This is a genomic window from Sphingobium sp. C100 (assembly GCF_000508185.1).
GTDB lineage: Bacteria > Pseudomonadota > Alphaproteobacteria > Sphingomonadales > Sphingomonadaceae > Sphingobium.
In genome coordinates this window covers 12412-34870 of the sequence record NZ_AYOY01000090.1, presented here as the reverse complement: position 1 = coordinate 34870, position 22459 = coordinate 12412, and the positions used below count along the sequence as shown (strand labels likewise).

20 protein-coding genes are annotated in these 22459 nt (G+C 63.6%); 15 read left to right on the top strand and 5 right to left on the bottom strand.

Going from position 1 to position 22459, the window contains the following annotated elements; all coding sequences use genetic code 11:
- The first annotated feature begins 1 nt into the window (after position 1).
- From C100_RS31730 to fabI, 3 genes are read left to right on the top strand one after another with little or no spacing between them, the layout of a single operon-like run.
- The gene (locus C100_RS31730; protein ID WP_024019040.1) at positions 2-1423 is read left to right on the top strand and encodes a bifunctional enoyl-CoA hydratase/phosphate acetyltransferase; all 1422 of its coding nucleotides are present in this window, start codon (positions 2-4) and stop codon (positions 1421-1423) included.
- A complete protein-coding gene (locus C100_RS31725; RefSeq protein WP_024019039.1) occupies positions 1420-2616 on the top strand; it encodes an acetate/propionate family kinase in 1197 nt (398 codons plus the stop codon). The genes C100_RS31730 and C100_RS31725 overlap by 4 nt, the downstream gene beginning before the upstream one ends.
- Entirely contained in the window at positions 2613-3386 is a 774-nt protein-coding gene (fabI, locus tag C100_RS31720; RefSeq protein ID WP_024019038.1) for an enoyl-ACP reductase FabI, read from the top strand. The genes C100_RS31725 and fabI overlap by 4 nt, the downstream gene beginning before the upstream one ends.
- Before the next feature lie 24 nt (positions 3387-3410).
- On the opposite strand, the gene C100_RS31715 is transcribed toward fabI, so the two are convergent.
- Entirely contained in the window at positions 3411-3836 is a 426-nt protein-coding gene (locus C100_RS31715; RefSeq protein WP_024019037.1) for a hypothetical protein, read from the bottom strand.
- 273 nt (positions 3837-4109) lie between these two features.
- Here C100_RS31715 and C100_RS31710 point away from each other — a divergent pair, with 273 nt between their 5' ends.
- The 7 genes from C100_RS31710 (at position 4110) to C100_RS31680 (ending at position 11563) form a co-directional block, all read left to right on the top strand.
- Complete coding sequence (locus C100_RS31710; RefSeq protein ID WP_024019036.1) at positions 4110-5945, top strand: PAS domain S-box protein; 1836 nt, start codon at positions 4110-4112, stop codon at positions 5943-5945.
- Entirely contained in the window at positions 5935-6579 is a 645-nt protein-coding gene (locus C100_RS31705) for a response regulator transcription factor (RefSeq protein WP_024019035.1), read from the top strand. The genes C100_RS31710 and C100_RS31705 overlap by 11 nt, the downstream gene beginning before the upstream one ends.
- 185 nt (positions 6580-6764) lie before the next feature.
- Complete coding sequence (locus C100_RS31700; RefSeq protein WP_024019034.1) at positions 6765-7157, top strand: response regulator transcription factor; 393 nt, start codon at positions 6765-6767, stop codon at positions 7155-7157.
- Between the two features lie 343 nt (positions 7158-7500).
- Complete coding sequence (locus tag C100_RS31695) at positions 7501-8337, top strand: universal stress protein (RefSeq protein WP_024019032.1); 837 nt, start codon at positions 7501-7503, stop codon at positions 8335-8337.
- A 48-nt stretch (positions 8338-8385) separates the two neighbouring features.
- The gene (locus C100_RS31690; RefSeq protein ID WP_024019031.1) at positions 8386-8937 is read left to right on the top strand and encodes a GNAT family N-acetyltransferase; all 552 of its coding nucleotides are present in this window, start codon (positions 8386-8388) and stop codon (positions 8935-8937) included.
- Positions 8938-8997: 60 nt separating this feature from the next.
- Entirely contained in the window at positions 8998-10011 is a 1014-nt protein-coding gene (locus tag C100_RS31685; RefSeq protein ID WP_024019030.1) for a zinc-dependent alcohol dehydrogenase family protein, read from the top strand.
- 25 nt (positions 10012-10036) lie between these two features.
- Positions 10037-11563, top strand: a complete 1527-nt coding sequence (locus C100_RS31680) for a bifunctional aminoglycoside phosphotransferase/ATP-binding protein (protein WP_235219034.1) — start codon at positions 10037-10039, stop codon at positions 11561-11563.
- A 3-nt stretch (positions 11564-11566) separates the two neighbouring features.
- On the opposite strand, the gene phbB is transcribed toward C100_RS31680, so the two are convergent.
- Together phbB and C100_RS48220 are read right to left on the bottom strand one after the other, a co-directional pair.
- Positions 11567-12286, bottom strand: coding sequence for an acetoacetyl-CoA reductase (gene phbB, locus C100_RS31675; protein WP_024019028.1), 720 nt, complete (start codon positions 12284-12286; stop codon positions 11567-11569).
- A 43-nt stretch (positions 12287-12329) separates the two neighbouring features.
- The gene (locus tag C100_RS48220) at positions 12330-12545 is read right to left on the bottom strand and encodes a hypothetical protein (RefSeq protein ID WP_152536422.1); all 216 of its coding nucleotides are present in this window, start codon (positions 12543-12545) and stop codon (positions 12330-12332) included.
- 158 nt (positions 12546-12703) lie between these two features.
- On the opposite strand from C100_RS48220, the gene C100_RS31670 reads away from it, so the two are divergent.
- From C100_RS31670 to mgtA, 4 genes are all read left to right on the top strand, one after another.
- On the top strand, positions 12704-15379 hold the full coding sequence (locus C100_RS31670; RefSeq protein WP_024019027.1) for an HAD-IC family P-type ATPase: 2676 nt from the start codon (positions 12704-12706) through the stop codon (positions 15377-15379).
- A 149-nt stretch (positions 15380-15528) separates the two neighbouring features.
- Positions 15529-15918, top strand: coding sequence for a hypothetical protein (locus tag C100_RS48215; protein WP_152536421.1), 390 nt, complete (start codon positions 15529-15531; stop codon positions 15916-15918).
- Entirely contained in the window at positions 15887-16681 is a 795-nt protein-coding gene (locus C100_RS31665; protein ID WP_024019026.1) for a universal stress protein, read from the top strand. The genes C100_RS48215 and C100_RS31665 overlap by 32 nt, the downstream gene beginning before the upstream one ends.
- Position 16682: 1 nt before the next feature.
- Positions 16683-19238, top strand: a complete 2556-nt coding sequence (mgtA, locus tag C100_RS31660; RefSeq protein ID WP_024019025.1) for a magnesium-translocating P-type ATPase — start codon at positions 16683-16685, stop codon at positions 19236-19238.
- Here the strand turns inward: mgtA and C100_RS48965 are convergent.
- Positions 19170-19598: a hypothetical protein gene (locus C100_RS48965; protein ID WP_161633902.1), complete on the bottom strand. Its 429-nt coding sequence runs from the start codon at positions 19596-19598 to the stop codon at positions 19170-19172. The genes mgtA and C100_RS48965 overlap by 69 nt on opposite strands.
- A 230-nt stretch (positions 19599-19828) precedes the next feature.
- Between C100_RS48965 and aqpZ the strand changes: the two genes are divergently transcribed.
- Entirely contained in the window at positions 19829-20548 is a 720-nt protein-coding gene (aqpZ, locus tag C100_RS31645; protein ID WP_024019023.1) for an aquaporin Z, read from the top strand.
- 272 nt (positions 20549-20820) lie between these two features.
- On the opposite strand, the gene C100_RS31640 is transcribed toward aqpZ, so the two are convergent.
- Positions 20821-22449, bottom strand: a complete 1629-nt coding sequence (locus C100_RS31640; protein ID WP_024019022.1) for a Na+/H+ antiporter — start codon at positions 22447-22449, stop codon at positions 20821-20823.
- Positions 22450-22459 lie beyond the last annotated feature (10 nt).

The window sequence follows — 22459 nt, the reverse complement described above, 5'->3', positions numbered from 1 at the left end:
GATGAGCAGCCCGGAGATGATCGAGAACCGCACCTATGGCGAGATCGCGGTTGGCGACAGCGCAAAGGTCACCCGTGTGCTTGGCGAGCGGGACATCCAGCTCTTCGCGTTGGTCTCCGGGGACGTCAATCCGGCGCATCTCGACGCGGAATTCGCCGCGAGCGACCTGTTCGGCCGGGTGATCGCGCATGGCCTGTGGGGCGGTGGCCTGATCTCGGCGGTGCTCGGCACCGAGCTACCTGGTCCGGGAACGATCTATCTCAGCCAGAGCCTGCGGTTCCGCCGGCCGGTCGGTCTGGGCGACACCATCACCGCATCGGTAACGGTGAAGGAGAAGCGTGCCGAGCATCAGGTCATCCTGTTCGACTGCTGCTGCGTCAACCAGAAGGGCGAGGATGTCATCACCGGCGAGGCCGAGGTTCGTGCGCCGCCTGAGAAGGTGCGGCGCCCGCGCATTGCGCTGCCCGACGTGCAGGTTTCTGATCATGATGGCTACCACAGGCTCATCAAGCGGACCGCCGGAGGTGAGCCGGTGCCGACCGTCATCGTTCATCCATGTAGTTCATCGGCAATCGTAGCAGCAGTTGACGCGGCTGAGGCTGGTCTTATCCTGCCCGTGCTGGTCGGCCCGCAAGCGCGTATCCGCAAGGCAGCAGAGGAAGCGGGCAAGGATATCTCCGGCTTCCAGGTCATCGACACGCCGCACAGCCATGCAGCGGCTGCCCGCGCCGTGGAGCTTGTCCGATCGGGCGAGGCACGGCTCCTCATGAAGGGCTCGCTTCATACCGACGAGTTGATGGGCGCGATCGTCCCCTCGGCCACCGGCCTTCGAACGGAGCGCCGGATCAGCCACGCCTATGTGATGGACGTGCCAGGCCATCCCACACCGCTCATCATCACTGATGCTGCGATCAACATCGAGCCGAGCCTGGAAGACAAGGCCGACATCATCCGCAATGCGATCGATCTGGCACATGTGATCGGCATCGAAGAGCCGAAGGTCGCAATCCTGTCGGCGGTCGAGACAGTCAATCCGGCAATCCGTTCGACCCTCGAGGCCGCCGCGCTCTGCAAGATGGCCGATCGCGGCCAGATCAGCGGCGGCATTCTCGATGGCCCGCTCGCCTTCGACAATGCGATCAGCGAGAAGGCCGCCAGGGAAAAGGGCATCGTCTCCCCCGTCGCCGGTCGTGCTGAAATCCTCGTCGTTCCCAATCTCGAGGCCGGCAATATGCTCGCCAAGCAGCTCACCTTCCTGGGCGGCGCAGATGCGGCCGGCGTAGTGCTCGGCGCGCGCGTGCCCATCATCCTGGCCAGCCGGGCGGACTCGCTGCGTACGAGCCTCGCGTCCTGCGCGGTCGCTGTGCTTCTCGCGCGCGCCGCACCGAAAGCGGCGCCGGGTCCTCTGGTGCGCAACTCGTGAAGGCAATCGTCACCCTCAACGCCGGGTCTTCCAGCATCAAGTTTGCGCTGTACGAGCTTTCGGCAGATGGTCTCCGCTTCGATGCGGGCGGCAAGATCGAGGAGATCGGCACGGCACCCCGCCTGCGCGCTCGCAACGCCCAAGGCGACGTCATCCTTCAGCGGAACTGGCCGCAAGGGAATGCGATTTCGCATGAGCATCTGCTCGAAGACCTGTTCGCTTGGGCCGCCACGCAACTCGGAGACCGCGAGATTATCGCGATCGGTCACCGCGTTGTCCATGGCGGGGCCGAGTTCGCCGCGCCACGACGGATAGACGATGCCCTGCTCGAAGTTCTGGAAGCTCTGATCCCGCTGGCGCCGCTTCACCAGCCCCACAATTTGGCCGCAGTGCGCGCGCTGCGTGCGCTCGCGCCGCACCTTCCGCAGATCGCCTGCTTCGACACCGCCTTCCACCACGAGCTTTCCGCTCTCGCCACCCGCCTCCCTCTTCCGCGCGCGTTCCATGACAAGGGCGTGCGCCGCTATGGTTTCCATGGGCTATCCTACGAGCATATCGCTGGCCAACTGCGGGCAGCCGATCCGGAACGTTTGGGCGGACGGGTGATCGCCGCGCATCTCGGTAACGGCGCCAGCCTGTGCGCGATGCGCGAAGGCCGGAACATCGACACGACCATGGGCTTCACAGCGCTCGATGGCCTGATGATGGGCACGCGGTCGGGCGCGCTGGATCCCGGCGTCGTCCTTCATTTGCAGATGCAATTGGGCTTGGCGGCGCAGGAGGTGGAAACGCTGCTCTACAAGAAATCAGGACTGCTCGGCGTGTCAGGCTTGTCGAGCGATATGCGCACGCTCCACGCCAGCGACGCGCCCGAGGCTGCCGAAGCGATCGATCTGTTCGTGCGGCAGGCCGCGCGTCAGACGGCGGCGCTGATCCCCGCGCTCGGCGGACTTGACGGCCTCGTGTTCACGGCGGGAATTGGCGAGAATGATCCGGTTATCCGCGCGCGCATTTGCGAGAGCCTATCCTGGACGGGTCTCTCCCTCGACACGGAAGCAAATCAGCGCAACGCCAACGTCATTAGCGCAAAGCAAAGCAGGATTCTCGTCCGCGTCATTCCGACCGATGAAGAAGCCGTGATCGCCCATCACGTTGTCCAACTCATCAGGCCGACAGGGAGCAACTTTCAATGAAACCGCTGGTGGATCTTTCAGGAAAGCGCGGGCTGGTCGTCGGAATCGCCAATGACAGCAGTATCGCGGCCGGTTGCGCCGAGGCTTTTTCGCGCTGTGGCGCACAGTTGGCTGCCACCTATTTGAACGACAAGTCGAAGACCTATGTCGAACCGGTCGCAAAGGCGCTCGGCATTGAATGGATCGCCCCTTGCGATGTCCGGCAACCGGGTGAACTCGAAGCTCTTTTTGAACGTGTCCGAACCGAATGGGGCGGCCTTGATTTCGTCCTGCACTCGATCGCCTTCGCGCCGCGCGACGATCTGCACGGGCGGGTCGTCGACTCCTCGGCAGAGGGCTTTGCGCTGGCGATGGACGTCTCGTGCCACAGCTTCCTGCGCATGGCGAAACTGGCCGAGCCGCTGATGGCGGATGGCGGTTGCCTCCTTTGCGTTACCTTTTACGGGTCCGAGCGCGTGGTCGAGAATTACAACCTCATGGGACCGGTCAAGGCCGCGCTCGAGAGCGCGACGCGCTACGTCGCGGCCGAACTCGGTTCCAAGGGAATCCGCGCCCACGCGATCTCGCCCGGTCCGATCGCAACGCGGGCTGCAAGTGGCATCGAGCGGTTCGATGAGCTTCTGGAGCGCGCAGCCGCCGCGGCCCCGTCAAGGCAATTGGTCGACATTGCCGATGTCGGCGCCCTGGCGGCCTTCCTCGTCAGCGACGCGGCCCGTCGCATCACGGGAACCATCATCCCGGTGGACAGCGGCCAGCATCTGCTTGCGTGAGGCCGCCGCGCGGGCAAACGTTACTCAGGACTTCTTGGCCGGCGTGTCCTTCTCTCGACCCGGCGTTGGTGCGGCCGATGCCACCAAGGCGAGCCAGGGTTTGAAAAGCGTCTCGACGGGCAGCGCGGGCGCAACAGTCAACGCATCGGTCCAGCTCTTGCGCCAGTCACTGACGGCGGTTTCCATCTCCTGCGCGGTCGCCGTGCGGACAGCCTCGATTTCGGCGAGCATGTCCTGCCAGTGCCCGTTGACGCTGTTCACCGAAACGCTCTTCTCGCTCGCCAGGCCGTTCGCGAGGGCGAGGCGGGCTTCCTCTCCGATCTCGGATGCACCCTTCATGCCGAGCTCGATCAGCTTCTGGCCGCTTTCGCGCCAGGTTTCAGCGACCTTCAGACCCAACCGGATATTCGCCTGAGCGAGAGCGACGACATTTTCGAGAGGCTGTGCCATGGTTTTCTCCTGATCTGGCGCGTCCTTTCAGACGGAACGATTGCAGCCTCGTCGAGGCAGCTGTTCGCAGCCATTGTGGAATGTACTTAGCCTAACTTCGTCGCGGAACGGTCACATCGCGCTCCAATAATCGCATCGATGCCGGGCAGGAGTTGCAGTAAGCTGCTGTGAGTGCAGTCTGAGGCATGCTGCATCATAGCCCGCGGATCGAAATCGATGGCAAAGAGTCATTCAACCCTGACACCGCGTGCGGGTCCGATAGCATCACTCCTGATGGCGATCGTCTTCGTCGCGATCGCCACGGTGGCCGCGCTTGCACTCGAACCGTTGCTCGCCGATCGCCCGATCTGGCTCCTGCTGACAGTGGCGGTTCTCGCATCGGCATGGACAAGCGGCGTGATGACGGCAGGTTTTGCGACGGCGGCGTCGGCTGTTATCGGCTTTCTCCTGATCGATACGCCGTTCCGCGACATGGATCATCTGGTTCACGCATCGGGCTTCGCGATCATTTCGCTCGGGCTCATTCTGCTCACGAGCCGTCTCTCGCACTGGCGGAAGGCCGCGCATGTTCACGAAATCGACGCCGGTGAGAACTCGCGCAAGGCACACGAAACCGCGGAAGAACTGGCGCTTCTGATCGACGGCGCGACGAGCCTCGCCATCTACATGCTCGATGAAAGAGGCCGGGTTACCATCTGGAACAAGGGCGCCGAGCGGATCAAGGGCTGGAAGGAGGAGGACATCCTGGGACGTAGCGCGGCGGTGTTCTATCCTCAAGACGATGTCACGCGTGGCAAACCCCAGGCCGATCTTGATCGCGCACGCGCGGAGGGCCGATTTCAGGAGGCAAGCTGGCGCCTGCGCAAGGATGGGTCGGAATTCCTCGCCGATGTGACCATCACCCCACTGTATGACGAAGACGGTCGCCTGCGCGGGTTCGGAAAGGTCGTTCGCGACATCACAGACGAGAAAGCGGCCGAACGCGCGATCGAGAAACGGGAGGCGCAACTAAACTCGATCCTGGCCAGCGTTCCCGACGCCATGGTGGTCATCGATGCCGAGGGCATAATGCTCTCGTTCAGCCATGCGGCGCAGCGGATGTTCGGTTATGAGGAGGCCGAGGTGCTGGGCAAGAACGTCTCTATGCTCATGCCATCTCCCGACCGCGAGGTGCATGACTTCTATATCGCTCGATATCTTGAGACCGGCGTGGCGCACATCATCGGCAGCACACGGCGGGTGATGGGCTGCCGGAAGGACGGGACGCTCGTCCCGCACGAACTGGCGATCGGCGAAGCGACCGGCGGCGGGGAAAGGGTTTTCACCGGCTTCATGCGCGATCTGACCGACCAGGAGGCGACGGCGGCGCGTCTCAAGGATCTGCAGGCCGAATTGATACACGTCTCGCGCGTGAGCGCGATGGGCGCCATGGCATCGACGCTCGCCCATGAACTCAACCAGCCGATCACGGCGGTCGTCAACTATGTACAAATCGCTCATGTGCTTCTGGAAGATCCTGATCCGGAGACGGTTGCAGAGATTCGCGAAGCACTAGCGGATGCCGCATCGGAAGCCCTGCGCGCTGGCCAGATCGTTCGCCGGTTGCGCGATTTCGTGGCGCGGGGCGAGGTGCAGAAGCAGGTCGAGGATTTGCCGAAGCTTATCGAGGAAGCCTGTTCGCTTGGTCTGGTGGGGCTCAGCGAACATGGCATCGAGACCCGGCTTCAGCTCGATTCGGATGCGACGCCGGTGCTGGCCGACCGTGTCCAGATCGAGCAGGTCCTCGTCAATCTCATCCGCAACGCAGCCGAAGCGATGGCGGAAAGCCCCACGCGCGAATTGACGATCGCGACCGGGCTGGAAGGGCCGGCCATGGTGCGCGTAACCATCGCCGACACCGGGCCCGGCCTTGACGCGGAAGTCGCCGCCCAGTTGTTCCAGGCATTCCTCAGCACCAAGGCCGAGGGGATGGGTCTTGGGCTGTCGATCTGCCGGACGATCGTTGAAGCGCATGGTGGTAAGATCTGGGTGGAGACCCCCGCCGAAGGCGGAACGCGCTTTCATTTCACGTTGATGCATATCGTTCCGGAGGACCGCGATGTCGGATAGGCGTACCGTGCATATTGTCGATGACGAGGCCGCGATCCGCCGTTCGGCGGGCTTCCTTCTCAAGAAGTCGGGATACCGGGTGGAAGCCTGGGCCTCTGGCGTCGATTTTCTCAAGGGGGTTCGTCACGCGACCGACGGCTGCATTCTCCTCGACGTCCGCATGCCGGTCATCGACGGCCTGGAAGTCCAGCAAGCACTCGTCGATCAAGGCGTGACAATGCCGATCGTGCTGCTCACAGGGCATGCCGATGTCGGCATCGCGGTGCGCGCGATGAAGACTGGCGCGGTAGATTTCGTGGAGAAGCCTTTCGACATTGCGGTCCTTCTCGGTGCTATCGAGAGGGCCTTCGCACGTCTGGACGATCAGGAGCGTTACGCGGCCTCCGCACAGGAAGCAGCGCTTGTGATAGCCAGCCTCACCCCACGCGAGCGCGATGTGCTCGAAGGCCTCGCCCGAGGTCTGCCCAACAAGACGATTGCCTTTGATCTCGACATCTCGGCCCGAACGGTCGAGGTTCACCGCGCCAATCTGATGACGAAGCTCGGGGTTCACTCGTTCCCCGATGCCCTGCGGATCGCTTTCGCGGCAGGATTGGGCACCGACCGCGAACAGGGATCGTCATCTCCTGCATGACAGCTGGGACCGATGGGAAGGCCCGGGCAACCGCTTGACCTGACGCTGGCAAGGCTGTGTCCTTGTGATGCAACGCGAGGATGGCGAGCGCCGCGCTCCCAGATTGGGATGTTTACGTAGGGACGAGGGTCTGGGCCGCGACACATAGTGGCAACAGAACCGCATTTTGCCGGGAGGGATGCACGATGCCCCACCTCGCTCCTTCGACCGAACCGGAACGACCGCGTGTCCTCCTTGTGGAGGATGACAGCGCGGTTCGCCGGTCGATCCAACTGATCCTTCAGGCCCGCGGTTATGACGTGCGCGCCTTTTCCAATGGCGTCCAGGCGCTTGCCGATCCGTCCGCGGTCGAGGCTGCCTGCCTGGTCACCGACTATCGCATGGCGGGGATGAGCGGCTTGGATCTGCTGCGCGGCCTTCGCGCCGTGGGATGGCGACGTCCCGCCATCCTGATCACCGCCCACCGCAGCGACTATATCGACCAAAGCGTGGGCGCACTGTTCGATGAGATACTGGAAAAGCCCCTGCTTGACCGTCGCCTGTGCGCATGCGTCGACCGCGCGACGGGTCGGGCTTAGCCCGCATCCCAATCCATACATCGCACCGATGATCAGGGTGATGGACGGCTCGCATGATTATCATGACGCAACGCAAAGCAACGAGATCATGGTGGCCGCATTTTCTTGCGCCGTCCGGTCGGCGCGGATCATGATAGCAAAGGTGCCGATCGGTCGAACCCTACGGTCCTTCCAGATTACTGGCCGCGGCCTTCTGGCCAAAGAACCGTTAATCGATCGGGAAACTGGCGAACGCCCGGAACCAGCAATCCGGTCGCCGTTCTACGGCCTGAGCCCTACCCGATCTAAGTAGATTCCACGAATGCGTTTCTCCGTGAGATGATCGACCTTCTCGGCAGCTTCTATGCGCGAGGGCGACATGACGGTGAAAGACATATTGGCGATCGTCGACACAGGCGATGATGACGAGCAGTTCTTGAAAGACGTGCGAGACTTCGCGCGCTTTCATGAGGCGCATTTGAGCGTGGCAATCCTGTCGGCGGTCCCGACGCCGGATTATGCCCTGGCCTACACGCAGCCCTATTTTCTGCTTTCGGACTATGTCGAAGCGGCCGAGGAAAAGCAGGCAAAGGTCGCCAGGATCGGCGAGCGTGACGGCTTCGAGGTCCGCATCCTGAGCGACGAGCCCGGCGCCCTGCTCGACAAAGCCCCCGTGCAGGCTCGCTACGCCGACCTGGTCGTTTTCGGACCGGTGGATGCCTATGCCAACAAGCATCTGCGGCGGCGGCTCTTCGAGAACATTGCCCTTTCGTCCGGGCGGCCGGTGATCGTCCTGCCCGCGAAATGGAAGCCCCGTCCTTTCGCTCACCTTGCGATCGGGTGGAATGCGACGCGCGAGGCGACCCGTGCGCTTGGCGATGCGCTGAAGCTCGCGCAGCCAGGGGCAAAGATCGACATTCTCGTTGTCGATGCCAAGTCCAGTACCAAGGGGCATGGATCCCAGCCGGGCGCCGATATCGCCCGCAATCTCAGCCGCCATGGGTTCGACGTGACGGTTCACGCCCTGTTCTCGGAAGGCGAGAACCAGTCGGCGGTTCTGGTCGATTTTGCGCGGCAGCACCGCGCGGATCTGCTGGCCATCGGCGCATCTGCCCATTCGCGGCTGCGCGAACTCTTCCTGGGCGGCGTCACCCACGACCTGATCGACGGCGCGCCTGTCCCCGTCCTTCTAGGACATTGATCACCTTTCACCAGTCAATCCCGCACCAGGATTTCCGGAGCATCCTCAATGTCACCGCCTCTTTCTGAACCATCGAGCCCGCAAGCAGAAATCACGACCGGCATCGGACTGCGCCTGCACGTTCGCCCGGCTAATGCCGCCGACGAAACCGAGCTCGAAACCTTCTTCGAGAATGTGACGCTCGAGGATTTGCGCTTCCGCTTCCTTTCGGCGGTCCAGCATGTTGGCCACGACCAGATCACCGCGATGCTGCGGACCGATCGGGAACGGACGGTGACGCTCCTCGCTTACGAGGAGGGTGGAGCGCTTGTCGGCGTTGCAATGCTTGCCGCCGATGCGCAAAGCGAGACCGCCGAAGTCGCCGTCTCCGTCCACCGCGACTGGAAGGCCCAAGGCATTGGCTGGAGCCTGCTGCGGCACGTGGCGCAGCGCGCGCGCGCCAGGGGCATCTTGCGCCTGCAGTCGATCGAGAGCCGAGACAATCACGCCGCGATCGAGGTCGAGCGCGATCTGGGCTTCACCGCGCGAGCCTATGCCGGCGATCCCACCCTCATCCTCTTGGAAGCCGACCTTGTTGGAGACACGGCCCCCGGGGCATAAGCGCATGCGCCATCAGCGAAAGATAGGCCCCCTGGCCAGGTTGGTGAACCCGTGGCGGTGATGATCACCATGCAGATCGACGCACCTCATGCGGTGTTGCGGCGCGTCGAGCGCCCCATACCTCGTCCGCGCGCGGATCAGCTGCTCATCGCCGTGACTGCCTGCGGCGTGTGCCGCACGGATCTTCACATTGCCGACGGCGAGGTTCCCGCCAACTATCCGATCGTTCCGGGCCATGAAATCGTCGGCCATGTGCTCGAAATCGGCAGGGAGGTCGAAGGCTTCCAGATCGGCCAGCGTGTAGGCGTGCCTTGGCTCGGGCGGACATGCGGCCATTGCGGATACTGCCTTTCCGGCCGGGAAAATCTCTGCGATGCGCCCGAATTCACCGGCGCGACACGCGATGGCGGCTACGCGACCCATGTCGTCGCCGACGCGCATTTCTGCTTCGCGCTTCCCGACAGTTTCTCCGATGTCGCGGCGGCGCCATTGCTGTGCGCCGGCCTCATCGGTTGGCGGGCGCTGCGGCTCGCCGGCGACGGCCGGCGCATCGGCCTCGTCGGCTTCGGCGCGGCCGCCCATATCATTGCCCAGGTCGGCATTTGGCAGGGACGCGAGGTCTATGCGTTCACGCGCGAGGGCGACACGCAAGCCCAGGCGTTCGCGCGATCGCTGGGCTGCTGCTGGGCGGGACCCTCAAGCGAGCGGCCTCGGCAAGACCTCGATGCGGTTATCATCTTCGCGCCCGTGGGTGCGCTCGTCCCCGCCGCGCTGAAGCTGGTGCGCAAGGGTGGCCGTGTTGTGTGTGCGGGCATCCACATGAGCGATATCCCGGCCTTTGCTTATGCGGACCTGTGGGCAGAGCGCCAGATTCTCTCCGTCGCCAATTTGACGCGCGAGGACGGCACATCCTTCTTCGAGGTGGCTGCCCAGTCGGGCCTACGCACGGTCACCGAGACTTTCCCGCTGGAACAAGCGAATATCGCGCTCGATCGCTTGCGAACGGGGGCGCTCACCGGCGCCGCGGTTCTCATCCCTCCGCGCGCGGAGACGGCGACCGGTTATCATGGCTGATCCAACGCCAAAGGACGCGCCCGACATGGCTGAATGGCTTGCCTCCAGCAACGCCTTCGGAAACTTAGGGCTTGTCCGGCGGATCGACACCCACGCGGCGAGCATCTTCCTGAGCGGCGAGACGGCGTGGAAGATCAAGCGTCCGGTGGATCTGGGCTATCTCGACTTCTCCACACCCGACAAGCGCCGGACGGCTTTGGAAGCCGAGCTTGCGCTCAATCGCCGAACCGCGCCGAGCCTCTACAAAGCCGTGCATCCGATCACGCGGGACAAAGCCGGTCTGCTTGCCATCGACGGCGGCGGCGAAGCGATCGACTGGATCCTGGAGATGCGGCGATTTCCGGATGGTGCGCTCTGGAGCGAACTGGCTGAGCGGGGCGCGCTCGATGAAGCAGCGCTGCGGCAGCTGGCCGATTCCCTCGTCGGCTTCCATTCCAGAGCGCAGATCGCCTGGCCCGGCGACGGCGCCGCCCGTATTCGCCAGATCATCGCCGGCAATGCCGAAGCGATGGGCGCCTCTTCCGACATCCTGGACCCTAACGCTGCCGCCGGACTGACGGAGCGGCTCAACGCCCTTGTGGATCACAACAGTGGACTGCTCGATGCGCGCGGAAAGGCCGGCCGCATCCGCCATGTCCATGGCGACCTGCACCTAGCCAACATCGCGACGATCGATGGCGTGCCGACGCCGTTCGATTGCCTCGAATTCGATGCCGAGCTCGCGACGACGGACGTTCTTTACGATCTTGCCTTCCTGCTGATGGATCTCTGGCAACGGGGCCTGCGCGTTCAGGCCAATATGGTTTTCAATCGCTATCTCGATCAATCGCCCGAGGACGAGAACGCAATCGGCCTGATGCCGCTGTTCATGAGCGTGCGGGCATCCATCCGCGCCCATGTGGCGGCCGTGCGTGCCAAGCGCGGCGGCGAGGCCGGTCGTGCCGGAAAAGAGGCCGTGCATTATCTTGAGCTTGCGGAAAGGCTGATCGGCGAGGAAAAGCCGAGGATGATCGCGATCGGCGGGTTGTCGGGCACGGGCAAGTCGACGCTGGCGCGAACGCTTGGAGCGTATGTCGGCAGGCCGCCTGGCGCGCGCATCCTTCGCAGCGACATCCTGCGCAAGCGCCTCGCGGGTGTTCCCTCGGAAACGCCGTTACCCCCTTCGTCTTATAGCGCCGAGGCCAGCGCTGCCGTTTATGATACCCTTGGCGGCCTTGCCCAGCACGATCTGGCCGCGGGTCACGCCGTTATCGCTGATGCGGTGTTCGGCACTCCGGATGAGCGCGAGGCGATAGCGGAGGTTGCGGGACGCACAGAGTGCGAATTCACCGGCCTTTGGCTCGAACTGTCCGAAGATCAGCGCATAGCGCGCGTGGATCGCCGGATATCCGACGCATCGGATGCCAACGCCGAGATCGTGCGCGCGCAGTCGCAGAAATTAACCGGCAAACCCGCCACTTGGGAAATCTTGATCAGTGAGGGTTTGCTGGCTGACCTCTGCAGAAAGGCGCGCGCGCTGCTTGGCCTGGAGCCAGGCAGCCACGACGACTGACCATCAGATCATGGCCTGGCCGCCATTGACCGAAAGCGTCGATCCGGTGATGAACCCTGCTTCGTCGGCAACGAGAAACGCAACGCTGCGGGCGATTTCCTCTGGCCGGGCAAGACGTCCGACCGGGATTCGTGCCACAATGGTCTTCATGATTTCGGGCGCCACGGCCGCAACCATATCGGTGTCGGTATAGCCTGGTGCGACGGCATTGACCGTCACGCCGTCACGCGCCACCTCGAGCGCCAGCGCCTTGGTGAAGCCGAGCATGCCGGCCTTCGCGGCGGCATAGTTGGTCTGTCCGAACTGCCCGATCTGGCCATTGATCGACGCGATGCTGACGATGCGCCCCCATCGCCGCGCCTTCATGCCGCCGACCACCGTCTGCGCCATGTTGAAACAGCTGTCGAGATCGACGCCAAGCACCCGCTTCCACGCCTCCTCGCTCATCTTGAGCAGGCTGGAATCGCGTGTAATGCCAGCATTGTTGACCAGGATATCGATGGGACCAAGTGCCGTTTCCACTTGCGCGACGCCCGCTGCGCAAGCCGCATGATCGCTCACATCCCAGCGGAAGGTGGGAATGCCGGTTGCCTCCGTGAAGCTGGCCGCGCGGGTTTCGTGGCCGCTATAGGTAGCGGCGACGCGCATATCGGCCGCCTGAAGCGCGGCGCAGATCGCCGCGCCGATTCCCGTGGTGCCGCCTGTTACAAGTGCTGTACGCATCGATCTTTCTCAGCTGGTTTCGTCGAGCAGATTCTTCGCGCCATCACAGCGGAAGAGCGATTATGTCACCGTTCGGAGGCGCCATAGGTGCTTGCTCAAGGCTCGCTGGTCGCCGGCTGCGAACCTCTGCGAGACGGCGTTGATAGGCTTTCACCAACTGCGCGTGGCAAAAACGCGCTTCCTGGCAGTTGGCCAGTGCAAGCTGGCGGCGATGAAACAGGACGCGCTTCAGATAAAAGTGATGATCATTGCTCGACACGGGTCTCGCCTTTCCTCGCCAAGCTTGCGGCACTGTCGCCTTACCGGCATTACGCAAATTCCCGTAAGCGGCGTCCCCCTCGTATGATCCCGTATATTCCCTAACAGCCGCAATCCTGATCTTCGCTGAAGTTCAACGAACCAGCGGAGTTAGCAGGGGTGAAGCCGGAGAAGATCGCAGCCTGGCACGCCTTGGCGGCCGACTCGGTGCTCGACCGGCTGGGCACTGACATCGCCGGCCTCAGCCAAGAGGAAGCCGAGGAGAGGTTGGCTCGACATGGGCCGAATGCGCTCCCCAGCACGGCGACCACGCATCCGGCCCTTCGCTTCCTGTCCCAGTTCAACAGCGCACTCATCTATTTCCTGCTGGCTGCGGCCTTTGCGGCCGCTCTGCTCGGTCACCTCGTTGATGCCCTCGTCATCGCGGTTGTCGTCCTCGTCAATGCGGCCGTCGGCTTCGCTCAAGAAGGGAAGGCCGAGCGCGCACTTGGCGCGATCCGCGACATGATCGCCCCCCACGCGATCGTCCTGCGCGACGGCGCGCGACAGACAATCTCAGTCAGGGATCTCGTGCCCGGGGACATCGTCATCCTGGAAGCTGGAGACCGGGTTCCGGCGGATCTGCGGCTGCTTCGGGCGCGAGGCCTGCTGATCGACGAAGCGCCTCTCACCGGCGAATCCGTGCCGGTCGAAAAACAGGAAGAGCCCGTCGATGACGCCGCCGGCATCGCCGACCAGCGCAGCATGGCCTTTTCCGGCACGCTGGTCGCCTCGGGCCAGGCAAGCGGCGTGGTCGCCGCAACCGGCATGCAAACCCAGATCGGTCGCATTAGCAGTCTGATCCAGGCTGTCGAGACGGTGACGACGCCACTACTTCGGCAAATCAACCGCTTCGCGACCCGCTTCACCTGGCTGGTCATGGGCGGATCGATAGTCCTGTTCACCTTTGCGGTACTCGCACGGGGATTCCATTGGATCGACGCCCTCATCGCGGTCGTGGCGCTTGCGGTCGGCATCATCCCCGAGGGGCTGCCCGCCGTCATCACCATCACGCTGGCGATCGGCGTGCAGCGGATGGCCGCGCGCAATGCGGTCATCCGCCGTCTGCCTGCCGTCGAAACATTGGGCGCCATTTCGGTGATCTGTTCGGACAAAACCGGCACGCTCACGCGCAACGAGATGATGGTGCGGCGCTTGCTCATCGAGCGCGACACCATCCTCGTTGGCGGGTCCGGCAATGCCCCGGAGGGCGGCCTCACCAGCGAAGGTTCTGAGGACGATGCCGATGCGATCGCGGCGGCAAGCGGGATCGTTCGCTGTGGGCTGCTGTGCAACGACGCGGCGCTGAGACGCGATGCCGACCAGTGGAAAGTCGATGGCGACCCCATGGAGGGCGCGCTCGTTGCCCTTGCGATGAAGGCGGGTATCAATCCCGATCACCTCCGCGCCGAATGGAAGCGATTGGACGAAATCCCGTTCGACGCCGTCTATCGCTTCATGGCCACGCTTCATGCTGGACCGGCCGGGGAGTCGGTCATCTTCATCAAGGGCGCGCCGGAAGCAGTGATGGCGATCGCCGGTGTCGATCCCAGTCATTGGGAGCAGCGGATCGCGCAGGCAGCGGAACATGGCGAGCGCCTGCTCGGCTTCGCGATAAAGCGGCTGCACACGCGCAAGACGCGCATCGCCTTTGACGACCTGGGAGACGGCGTGGACTTTCTCGGCTTGATGGGCTTCATCGACCCGCCGCGCGAGAAAGCCAGGGCAGCGGTCGCCGAATGCCGGTCGGCCGGTATCGCGGTCAAGATGATCACCGGCGATCATCTCGCCACGGCGCTCGCAATTGCGCGCCAACTCCAGATCAGCAACGAGCCGCGCGGTCTCACCGGCAAGGATCTTGAGGTACTGCCCGATGACGCGTTGGCCGCGTGCGTCCTCGAGATCGATGTTTTCGCCCGCACCAGCCCAGAGCATAAGCTGCGGATCGTCCGCGCGCTGCAGTCGCACGGCCTGATCGTCGCCATGACCGGCGACGGGGTCAACGATGCGCCATCGCTGAAACAGGCTGATGTCGGCACCGCCATGGGACACAAGGGCACCGAAGCTGCCAAGGAAGCGGCCGAGATGGTGCTGCTCGACGATAATTTTTCCTCGATCGTTGCTGCGGTTCGCGAAGGCCGCACAGTTTACGACAATATCCGCAAGGTCATCGCATGGACGCTCCCGACCAGCGGCGGCGAGACCATCGCGGTCGTGCTCGCAATTCTCTTTGGTTTCACCCTGCCGATGACGGCCACCCAAATCCTCTGGATCAACCTGATACTGGCGGTGACGCTTGGCCTGGTGCTGGCGTTCGAGCCGAGCGAGCCGGGGACGATGGCGCGGCGACCGCGGGCAGCGAGCGCGCCGCTGCTTTCGCCCTTCCTGCTTTGGCGTGTCCTGCTTGTCTCGGTTTTGCTCGCGGCGCTGGCGCTGGGCGTCTTCTTTCACACGCTGGGACAAGGTCGCGATATCGAGACAGCGCGCACGATGGTCGTCAACATGCTGGTGGTCGCGGAGATCTTCTACCTCTTCAACGTGCGCTATTTGCATATGCGCTCGCTGACCTGGCGCGGCATGATCGGAACGCCTGCCGTTCTCGGTGCTATCGCCATCGTGGTGCTGGTGCAGCTTCTCTACACCTATGCCCCTCTCATGCAGGCGGCCTTCGAAAGCCGCGCGCTCACCCTCGGCGACGGCGCACTTATCATCGTTCTGGGCATCGGGCTGTTCTTCTGTCTCGAAGGCGAAAAGCTGCTGATGCGCCGCCTCGGTTGGTTCGAGGAACTAAGCTGACTGTCAGGTCCCCATCTGGAAAGCCCGCTGTATGACCACTCCAATCCGTCAGCGGAAAACCCTCCTCGCCACGGATATGAGTTGCCGCTGCGATCGCGCGCTCGACCGGGCCGTACAACTGGGGCAGTAGGAGGCCGAACTGATCGCCTATGTCATCGATCCTGCGGAGACACGCCAGTTCCGCTTCGACCGCCGGCGTCCTGGCGGCGGTTCGCAAACCCAACGACTGGAGGAAATGGCGCCCCAGCCGCGCTCTCGGCAAAATCGCCGACACGAACGGCAGCCTGGTCGAGGAAGGCGAACCCGCAGAACTCCTGCTCACAATCGCCGCGCGTGAAGGCTCGAAGACGATCATACGGTTGAACACCCTCGGCCCAAAAAATGACCCAACAATCTGGTTATTAAAGATAAACTACAGCCTGGGCTGTCTGACCGGCCTCCGTAATATCCCGCATATAGACTGGCGCGATCGCGCCATAGCCTCCTCCAAACGAGACGGAGGCGACGATGAAAAATATCCTGTTACTGGTACATGCTGATGAAGGTCAGGAAGCCCGGCTGCAGGCGGCTCTGGACCTGACACGGGCACTGGACGGCCACCTGTCCTGCATCGATGTGACGATGGTTCCCAATATCGCGGGCGACTATGACGGCACCGGATCGGCCATGCTGCTGGCTGACGAACGCGACCGCGAAGCCGGGAACAAGACCACCCTGGAAGCCCGCCTGGCGTCCGAAGATGTCGTGTGGAGCTGGAGCGATGTGACGGGTTTCGCCGCTGAGGCCGTTATCGAGGCGGCGGCGCTTGCCGATCTCATCGTCCTCAACCGCAAGCTCGATCAGTTCCCCTATCCGGACATGCGGGAGCTGGCGAGCCGCATCGTCGTGAAGGCGCGCAAGCCCGTTGTCGCCGTGCCGGACGATAGGAGGGGCTTTAAACTGGGCCGCGCGCTCATCGCCTGGGACGGACAGGGGTCGGCCGCGGCGACCATGCAGGCGTGCGTCCCGCTCCTGGCGCTCGCCGAAGAGGTGCAGATCTTCATGGCGCGAGATGGCGCCGAGCAGACCGAGCCGACAGAAGCCGCGCAATATCTGTCGCGGCACAATATCCATACCTCAATCCGCATCGTCGACGATGGCTTGACAGCTGCCGATCAGCTCATCGCCGACGAAGCCGCGAACTGGCACGCAGACTATATCATGATGGGCGCCTACGGACGTGGGCGGCTGATGGAGACCTTTGGCGGTGTGACCAAGCGTATGCTCGCCCATAGCAAGTTTCCGCTGATTCTCGGTCACTGACTTGTCGCGGGCCCTGGCCGCATCGTCCCCGTCCGCGGACATCGGCGGCGCGTTCTGGCAATATGTCCCGGACGCGCTGCTGACGCGTCTCGCGTCCAAGCGCGAAGGGCTGGCGCAGGAGGAGGCGGACGCGCGGCTGGCCCGTGACGGCCCCAACGAGATCGGGGAAACCGCCCGGCTGCAGATCTTCGTCGACTTGCTCCACCGCCTCACTAATCCGCTGGTCGCGATCCTGCTGGTCGCCGCCGCCATCGCCGGTATCACCGGCGATCTTGCGAGCTTCCTCATCATTCTGGCCGTGGTGATCCTCTCGACGCTGCTCGACATGGTGCAGGAACATCGGGCGCAAGCCACGGCCGCTGCGCTCAAGCGCTCGATCGCGCTCCATGCGACCGTGCTGCGCGACAGCAAGCCGATCGAACTCCCGGTCAGCGCCATCGTGGCGGGCGATGTGCTGCAGCTCTGTGCGGGCGATCTCGTGCCCGCCGACGGGATCGTGCTCGCCTCCAACGGCGCGCAGGTCAACGAAGCACTGCTGACCGGCGAACCCTATCCGGTCGAGAAGCGCGTCGGACCCGATCCGGAAGCCTCGACTCCCGCGGAGGCCAGCGGCGCGCTGTTCCATGGAACGTCGGTGATCGCGGGCACGGCGACGATGCTGGTCGTGGAGACAGGTGCGCGGACCCGGTTCGGCGCGATCGCGCAATCCCTGGCGGCCGCGCCTACCCCCACGGCGTTCGAGCGCGGCATTCACAAGCTCGGCATGCTGATCGCGCGGCTCACGATCTTCCTCGTGCTGTTCGTGCTGCTGGCGCATCTGGCGCTTGGCCGGCCACCCCTCCAATCCTTCCTGTTCTCGATGGCGCTGGCGGTCGGGCTGACGCCCGAACTGCTGCCGATGATCATGACCGTGTCGCTGGCGCGCGGCGCGCGGCGCATGGCGAGCGCGAAGGTCGTGGTGAAGCGTCTTTCGGCGATCCACGATCTGGGCGAGATGGACGTGCTGTGCACCGACAAGACGGGCACGCTCACTGAAGCGCGGATCACGCTGGTCGGACATCCGGGCATCGATGGCGACGACGATGATCGCGTCGCCGAACTGGCGGCCATCAACGCCCAGTTCGAAACGGGCCTCAAGAGCCCGCTCGACGAGGCTCTGATCACCCACATGACCGGCCGATCGCTCGATGGCTGGACGAAGCTCGACGAGCGCCCGTTCGATTTCGAGCGGCGGCGCGTCTCGGTGCTGGCCGAGCGCGAAGGCGAGCGGATCGAGATCGTCAAAGGCGCCCCGGAGACGATGCTGGCGCTCTGTCGGCACGCGCGGGATCGATCCGGCGATCTGGTCGCGATCGATGAAGGGTTGCGCGCGCGCCTCATCCAACTCCACGACGAACGCGCCGCGCAGGGGTTGCGCCTGCTCGGCATAGCCTGGAAGCCGGCACCGGACCAGGAACGCATCGGCGATGCTGACGAGGATGGGCTAGTCTTCGCCGGCTATTGCGTGTTCATCGATCCGCCCAAGGCAAGCGCGGCTGAGGCGGTCGCCAGGCTCGAGACCGCCGGTATCCGTATCAAGGTCATATCGGGGGACGCCGGAGCCGTCGTCGAGCACCTCGTTGCGAGCCTGGCGCTTCCCGTCGAGGGCCTGCTCACGGGAGAGGAGATCGGCAAGCTGAACGATGCGGCGCTCGCCGCGCGGGTCGACACCGTCGATCTGTTCGTGCGGGTGACGCCCGACCAGAAAGTGCGGGTCGTGCGGGCGCTTCGCGCGCGGGGCCATACGGTGGGTTTCATGGGCGACGGGATCAACGACGCTCCTGCCATCCACGCAGCCGATGTCGGCCTCTCGGTGGACGGCGCAACCGATGTCGCGCGGGAGGCGGCTGATATGATCTTGCTCGCGCCCGATCTCGGCGTTCTGGCCGACGGAGTCGCCGAGGGTCGCCGAACCTATGCCAACATCATGAAATATATCCGGATGGGGACAAGCTCCAATTTCGGCAACATGCTGACCATGGCGCTCGCCTCGCTGGTGCTGCCCTTCCTGCCGCTGACCGCGGTGCAGGTCCTGCTCAACAACCTGATCTACGATCTCTCCCAGATCGGCATTCCGTTCGACAGCGCGGATGCGAGTGATCTTGCCGGGCCGCGTGGCTGGGACATGCCGGGCCTCGTGCGCTTCACGGCGATCATGGGACCGCTATCGTCGCTGTTCGACATTGCGACCTTCGTTCTCCTGCTCGAGGTCTTTCACGTCGATGTTGCGACCTTCCGGTCCGCCTGGTTCATCGAGTCGATGGCGACCCAGATCCTGGTGGTCTTCATCATCCGCACCGCCCGGCCGGCCTGGACAAGCCGCGCGCATATTGTCCTGGTCGTAACCGCGCTGGGCGGACTTCTGACCGCGCTCACTCTGCCATTCCTTCCGTTGGCGTCGTTTTTAGACTTCGCGCCGCCGAGCGGCATGGTGTTGGGTGCGATCGCTCTATTGGTCGCCGCCTATCTTGCAATTTCTGAGGGGACGAAGCGCTTTGCACTTCGGCCCGCGCCATGAGCGAGCGGTCGGCACGAAGGCCGGAAGGGCATCGCAGAGCGACGCGTGGTTGATCGGTGCCCAGCGCCGGAACGGAGCGGTCACACCGCGGACGGCTTCGATCTCGTCGATTGCGGCGCCCCGGCCTGCAGCCTGACGGGCGTGCTGAAGGATGCGCTTGGCGCATTTATGGCCGTGCTTGACCGCTAAACGCTTGCCGACGTGATTGCCAAACGAAGAGATGTCGCCGCGATCCGAGCCGACCTTGCCGGATGGAAGATAGGGGCTGGCATGCCCGGTGGGTCGAACCGACGGGTGAGGATCGCGTAGGATCGGACGCTCTACACGCAGCGCAATGGCATCGAGCGCATGTTGGGCCATTTCAAGATCAACCTCGCCATCCGCTACGACTTATTGACCAACAGATTCCTCGGCATGGTCCATCTTGCCACCATCAGATACTGGTTCAAATTTGCTCTTCCCGCGTAGTCGCAAGAGAACGCAATTGTTTGTTGGGTCATATCAAGGTTCGATGCATAAACCGGGCTTGCGCTATGGCCTAATTGCAATTGCGAGCTATGCTGCCCTTTCGAAGTGGGACGGAGGGGATCATGACGAGAAAGCTTGCAGCAGAGTGTTTCGGTACGTTCTGGCTCGTGTTCGGCGGGTGTGGATCGGCGGTCCTTGCCGCCGCCTTTCCCGAACTGGGGATTGGCTTTGCCGGCGTCGCGCTGGCCTTCGGTCTGACTGTCCTCACCATGGCCTACGCCGTCGGCGGGATTTCCGGCGGTCACTTCAATCCGGCGGTCTCGTTCGGCCTGGCCTTGGCCAACCGCTTCAGCTGGAAGGAATTGGTACCCTATTGGATCGTCCAGGTAATCGGTGCGATCGTTGCCGGCGCGGCGCTGTACGCCATAGCATCAGGCAAGGCCGGCTTCGCCGCCGGCGGGTTCGCCTCGAACGGTTTCGGCACGCTTTCGCCCGGCGGCTATTCGCTCCAGGCGGCACTTCTGACCGAGATCATCCTGACCGCAGGCTTCCTGGTCGTGATTCTGGGATCGACGTCGCGCGCCGCGCCGACAGGGTTCGCTCCGCTTGCGATCGGCTTCGCTTTGACGCTGATCCACCTGATTTCGATCCCGGTGACCAACACTTCGGTCAACCCCGCGCGTTCTACGGGTGTCGCTCTTTTTGCGGAAGCCGCTGCGGTGAGGCAGCTCTGGCTCTTCTGGGTCGCGCCGCTCGTGGGCGCGGCGATTGGCGCTGGCATCTGGCGCTTTCTGCTGATGCCGGGCGAATCCCTCGATCAGATCGCGCGCGAGCCTGAATAGGGGATGGTGCAACCCGGCCGCGAGGCCGGCAAACAACATTGTTCGACCGTCCAAGGAGCCTTCAACGAGTTCGCGCGAGCGCGTCTCCATAATTCGGCGCGGCTCGTGCAGCTCCGTCTTATGGCCTTTCGCCTGGCTGAACGATGGTTTGCGCCAGATGTATTCTGTCATTCATCTCATCATATCTGAAATGGTACCCGCCCTCGTAATTGCTAAGTGATATTGCCCGAGAGCAGAGCGTCTGTCAGTCTCAACTAGACAATTTGCTTGCTTCACGCTGAATAGCGCGCTTCGAGCAGATCCAGTTCGCGCACGATCTTGCGGGCAGCTTCGCTACCCAGTTCCCGGCGGCGGACCCTCGGGAATATCTCCGAGCGCTCGGCCTTGAGCGCCGCGATCCGCAGATCACGCTCAACCAGTTCGGCCACCTGCATGGAAAGCGTTTCGCTTGGACGCGCTTGGCGGCTTTCGATCCGTTCGCGATAGATATCCATGATCCTGGCAGCGACCGCAACATAGAGGTCAGCATTACTACGCCCTTCCGCCATCTCGTGCTGAGCGCGTTCTACCGCAGTGATGGCCGCTTCCCCCGCGGCTATTCGCGCCGCATCCTCCTCGGCCGCATGTGACGATTCAGCCGGCATCTCAAGGTTGCGTAGGACCAACGGCAGCGCGATGCTTGCAACGACCAGCGAGACAATGATCACGCCCATGGCGAGGAAGATCGCGAGGTCACGCGCCGGAAACGCGGTGCCGTCCGTCAGTGCGAGCGGTAGCGTGAGCACGCCGGCCAGCGTGATCGCGCCGCGCACGCCGGCAAAAGACATGGCGGCGACGATGCGCCAGTTGGGTGTGGTCTTCCATTCGCCCGACCGGAACAGGGTCAGACGAAACGACAGCCAGACCCAAAGGAAGCGCAACCCCGCAAGGCCCAGATTGATCGCGATCACATAAACCGCGAGCCACCAGGGCTCGTAATGCCCCGTCAGCTGGACGGTGTCGGCAGCGCCCGCCAGAATGCCGGGAAGCTGTTCGCCGAGCAGCACGAAAATGATGCCGTTGGCGGTGAACTGGATCGTGTCCCATACGGTGTTGCGGCGGATGCGGGTGGTGGCCGCGACCTCGCCAGTGGTCTCGACGAAGCCCATGGTGAGACCTGCGGCGACGGCAGCGAGGATGCCCGAACAGTGCAGGTGCTCGGCCAGCAGATAGGAGCCGAACGGGATCAGCAGGCTGATCAGGATTTGTGCGCCGCCCTCTTCGCCGTAGCGGCGCGTGACCCAGGTCTTCGCGCGCGACACCCCCCAGGTGAGACCGACGCCGACCGCGATCCCGCCGAAGGCCACCCAGAGAAAGTTGAGCGCCGCGTTTTGGATCGAGAAAGCGCCGGTCAGCGCGGCGGCGATGGCGAAGCGCAGGCAGACGAGACCCGACGCGTCGTTCAATAGCGACTCGCCTTCGAGGATGTGCATCATCCGCTTGGGGATCGGCACACGCTGCGCGATGGCGGAGACGGCGATAGGATCGGTCGGCGAGACGACAGCGGCCAGGGCGAAAGCCACCGCGAGCGGCATCGACGGGATCATCCAGTGGATGAAAAATCCCATGCCGACAACAGTGAAGACGACGAGACCAAGCGCGAGTTCGATGACGGTCTTGCCGTCCTTGAACAGTTCCTCGCGTGGTATTCGCCAGCCATCGAGGAACAGCAGCGGCGGCAGGAACAGCAGGAAGAATATTTCGGGATCGAGCGTCACGCGCCAGTCGGCGACGAGGCCGATCGCCGCGCCCAGCGCGATCTGGAACAGGGGGCGCGGCAAAGGCAGGGGCACCGCCCGCGAGACGATCCCGCTGACGATAACCGCCAGCAGCAGAAGCAGGACGATTGTGATGGTTTCCAAAAGCGCTTCC

What these genes read in the sequence shown, in the direction of transcription:
- C100_RS31730 (WP_024019040.1), top strand. Translation starts at nt 2, where the DNA reads ATGAGCAGCCCGGAGATGATCGAGAACCGCACCTATGGCGAGATCGCG.
- fabI (WP_024019038.1), top strand. Translation starts at nt 2,613, where the DNA reads ATGAAACCGCTGGTGGATCTTTCAGGAAAGCGCGGGCTGGTCGTCGGA.
- C100_RS31715 (WP_024019037.1), bottom strand. Translation starts at nt 3,836, where the DNA reads ATGGCACAGCCTCTCGAAAATGTCGTCGCTCTCGCTCAGGCGAATATC.
- C100_RS31710 (WP_024019036.1), top strand. Translation starts at nt 4,110, where the DNA reads ATGGCGATCGTCTTCGTCGCGATCGCCACGGTGGCCGCGCTTGCACTC.
- C100_RS31705 (WP_024019035.1), top strand. Translation starts at nt 5,935, where the DNA reads ATGTCGGATAGGCGTACCGTGCATATTGTCGATGACGAGGCCGCGATC.
- C100_RS31700 (WP_024019034.1), top strand. Translation starts at nt 6,765, where the DNA reads ATGCCCCACCTCGCTCCTTCGACCGAACCGGAACGACCGCGTGTCCTC.
- C100_RS31695 (WP_024019032.1), top strand. Translation starts at nt 7,501, where the DNA reads ATGCGCGAGGGCGACATGACGGTGAAAGACATATTGGCGATCGTCGAC.
- C100_RS31690 (WP_024019031.1), top strand. Translation starts at nt 8,386, where the DNA reads ATGTCACCGCCTCTTTCTGAACCATCGAGCCCGCAAGCAGAAATCACG.
- C100_RS31685 (WP_024019030.1), top strand. Translation starts at nt 8,998, where the DNA reads ATGATCACCATGCAGATCGACGCACCTCATGCGGTGTTGCGGCGCGTC.
- C100_RS31680 (WP_235219034.1), top strand. Translation starts at nt 10,037, where the DNA reads ATGGCTGAATGGCTTGCCTCCAGCAACGCCTTCGGAAACTTAGGGCTT.
- phbB (WP_024019028.1), bottom strand. Translation starts at nt 12,286, where the DNA reads ATGCGTACAGCACTTGTAACAGGCGGCACCACGGGAATCGGCGCGGCG.
- C100_RS48215 (WP_152536421.1), top strand. Translation starts at nt 15,529, where the DNA reads ATGTCATCGATCCTGCGGAGACACGCCAGTTCCGCTTCGACCGCCGGC.
- C100_RS31665 (WP_024019026.1), top strand. Translation starts at nt 15,887, where the DNA reads ATGAAAAATATCCTGTTACTGGTACATGCTGATGAAGGTCAGGAAGCC.
- C100_RS48965 (WP_161633902.1), bottom strand. Translation starts at nt 19,598, where the DNA reads ATGGCCCAACATGCGCTCGATGCCATTGCGCTGCGTGTAGAGCGTCCG.
- aqpZ (WP_024019023.1), top strand. Translation starts at nt 19,829, where the DNA reads ATGACGAGAAAGCTTGCAGCAGAGTGTTTCGGTACGTTCTGGCTCGTG.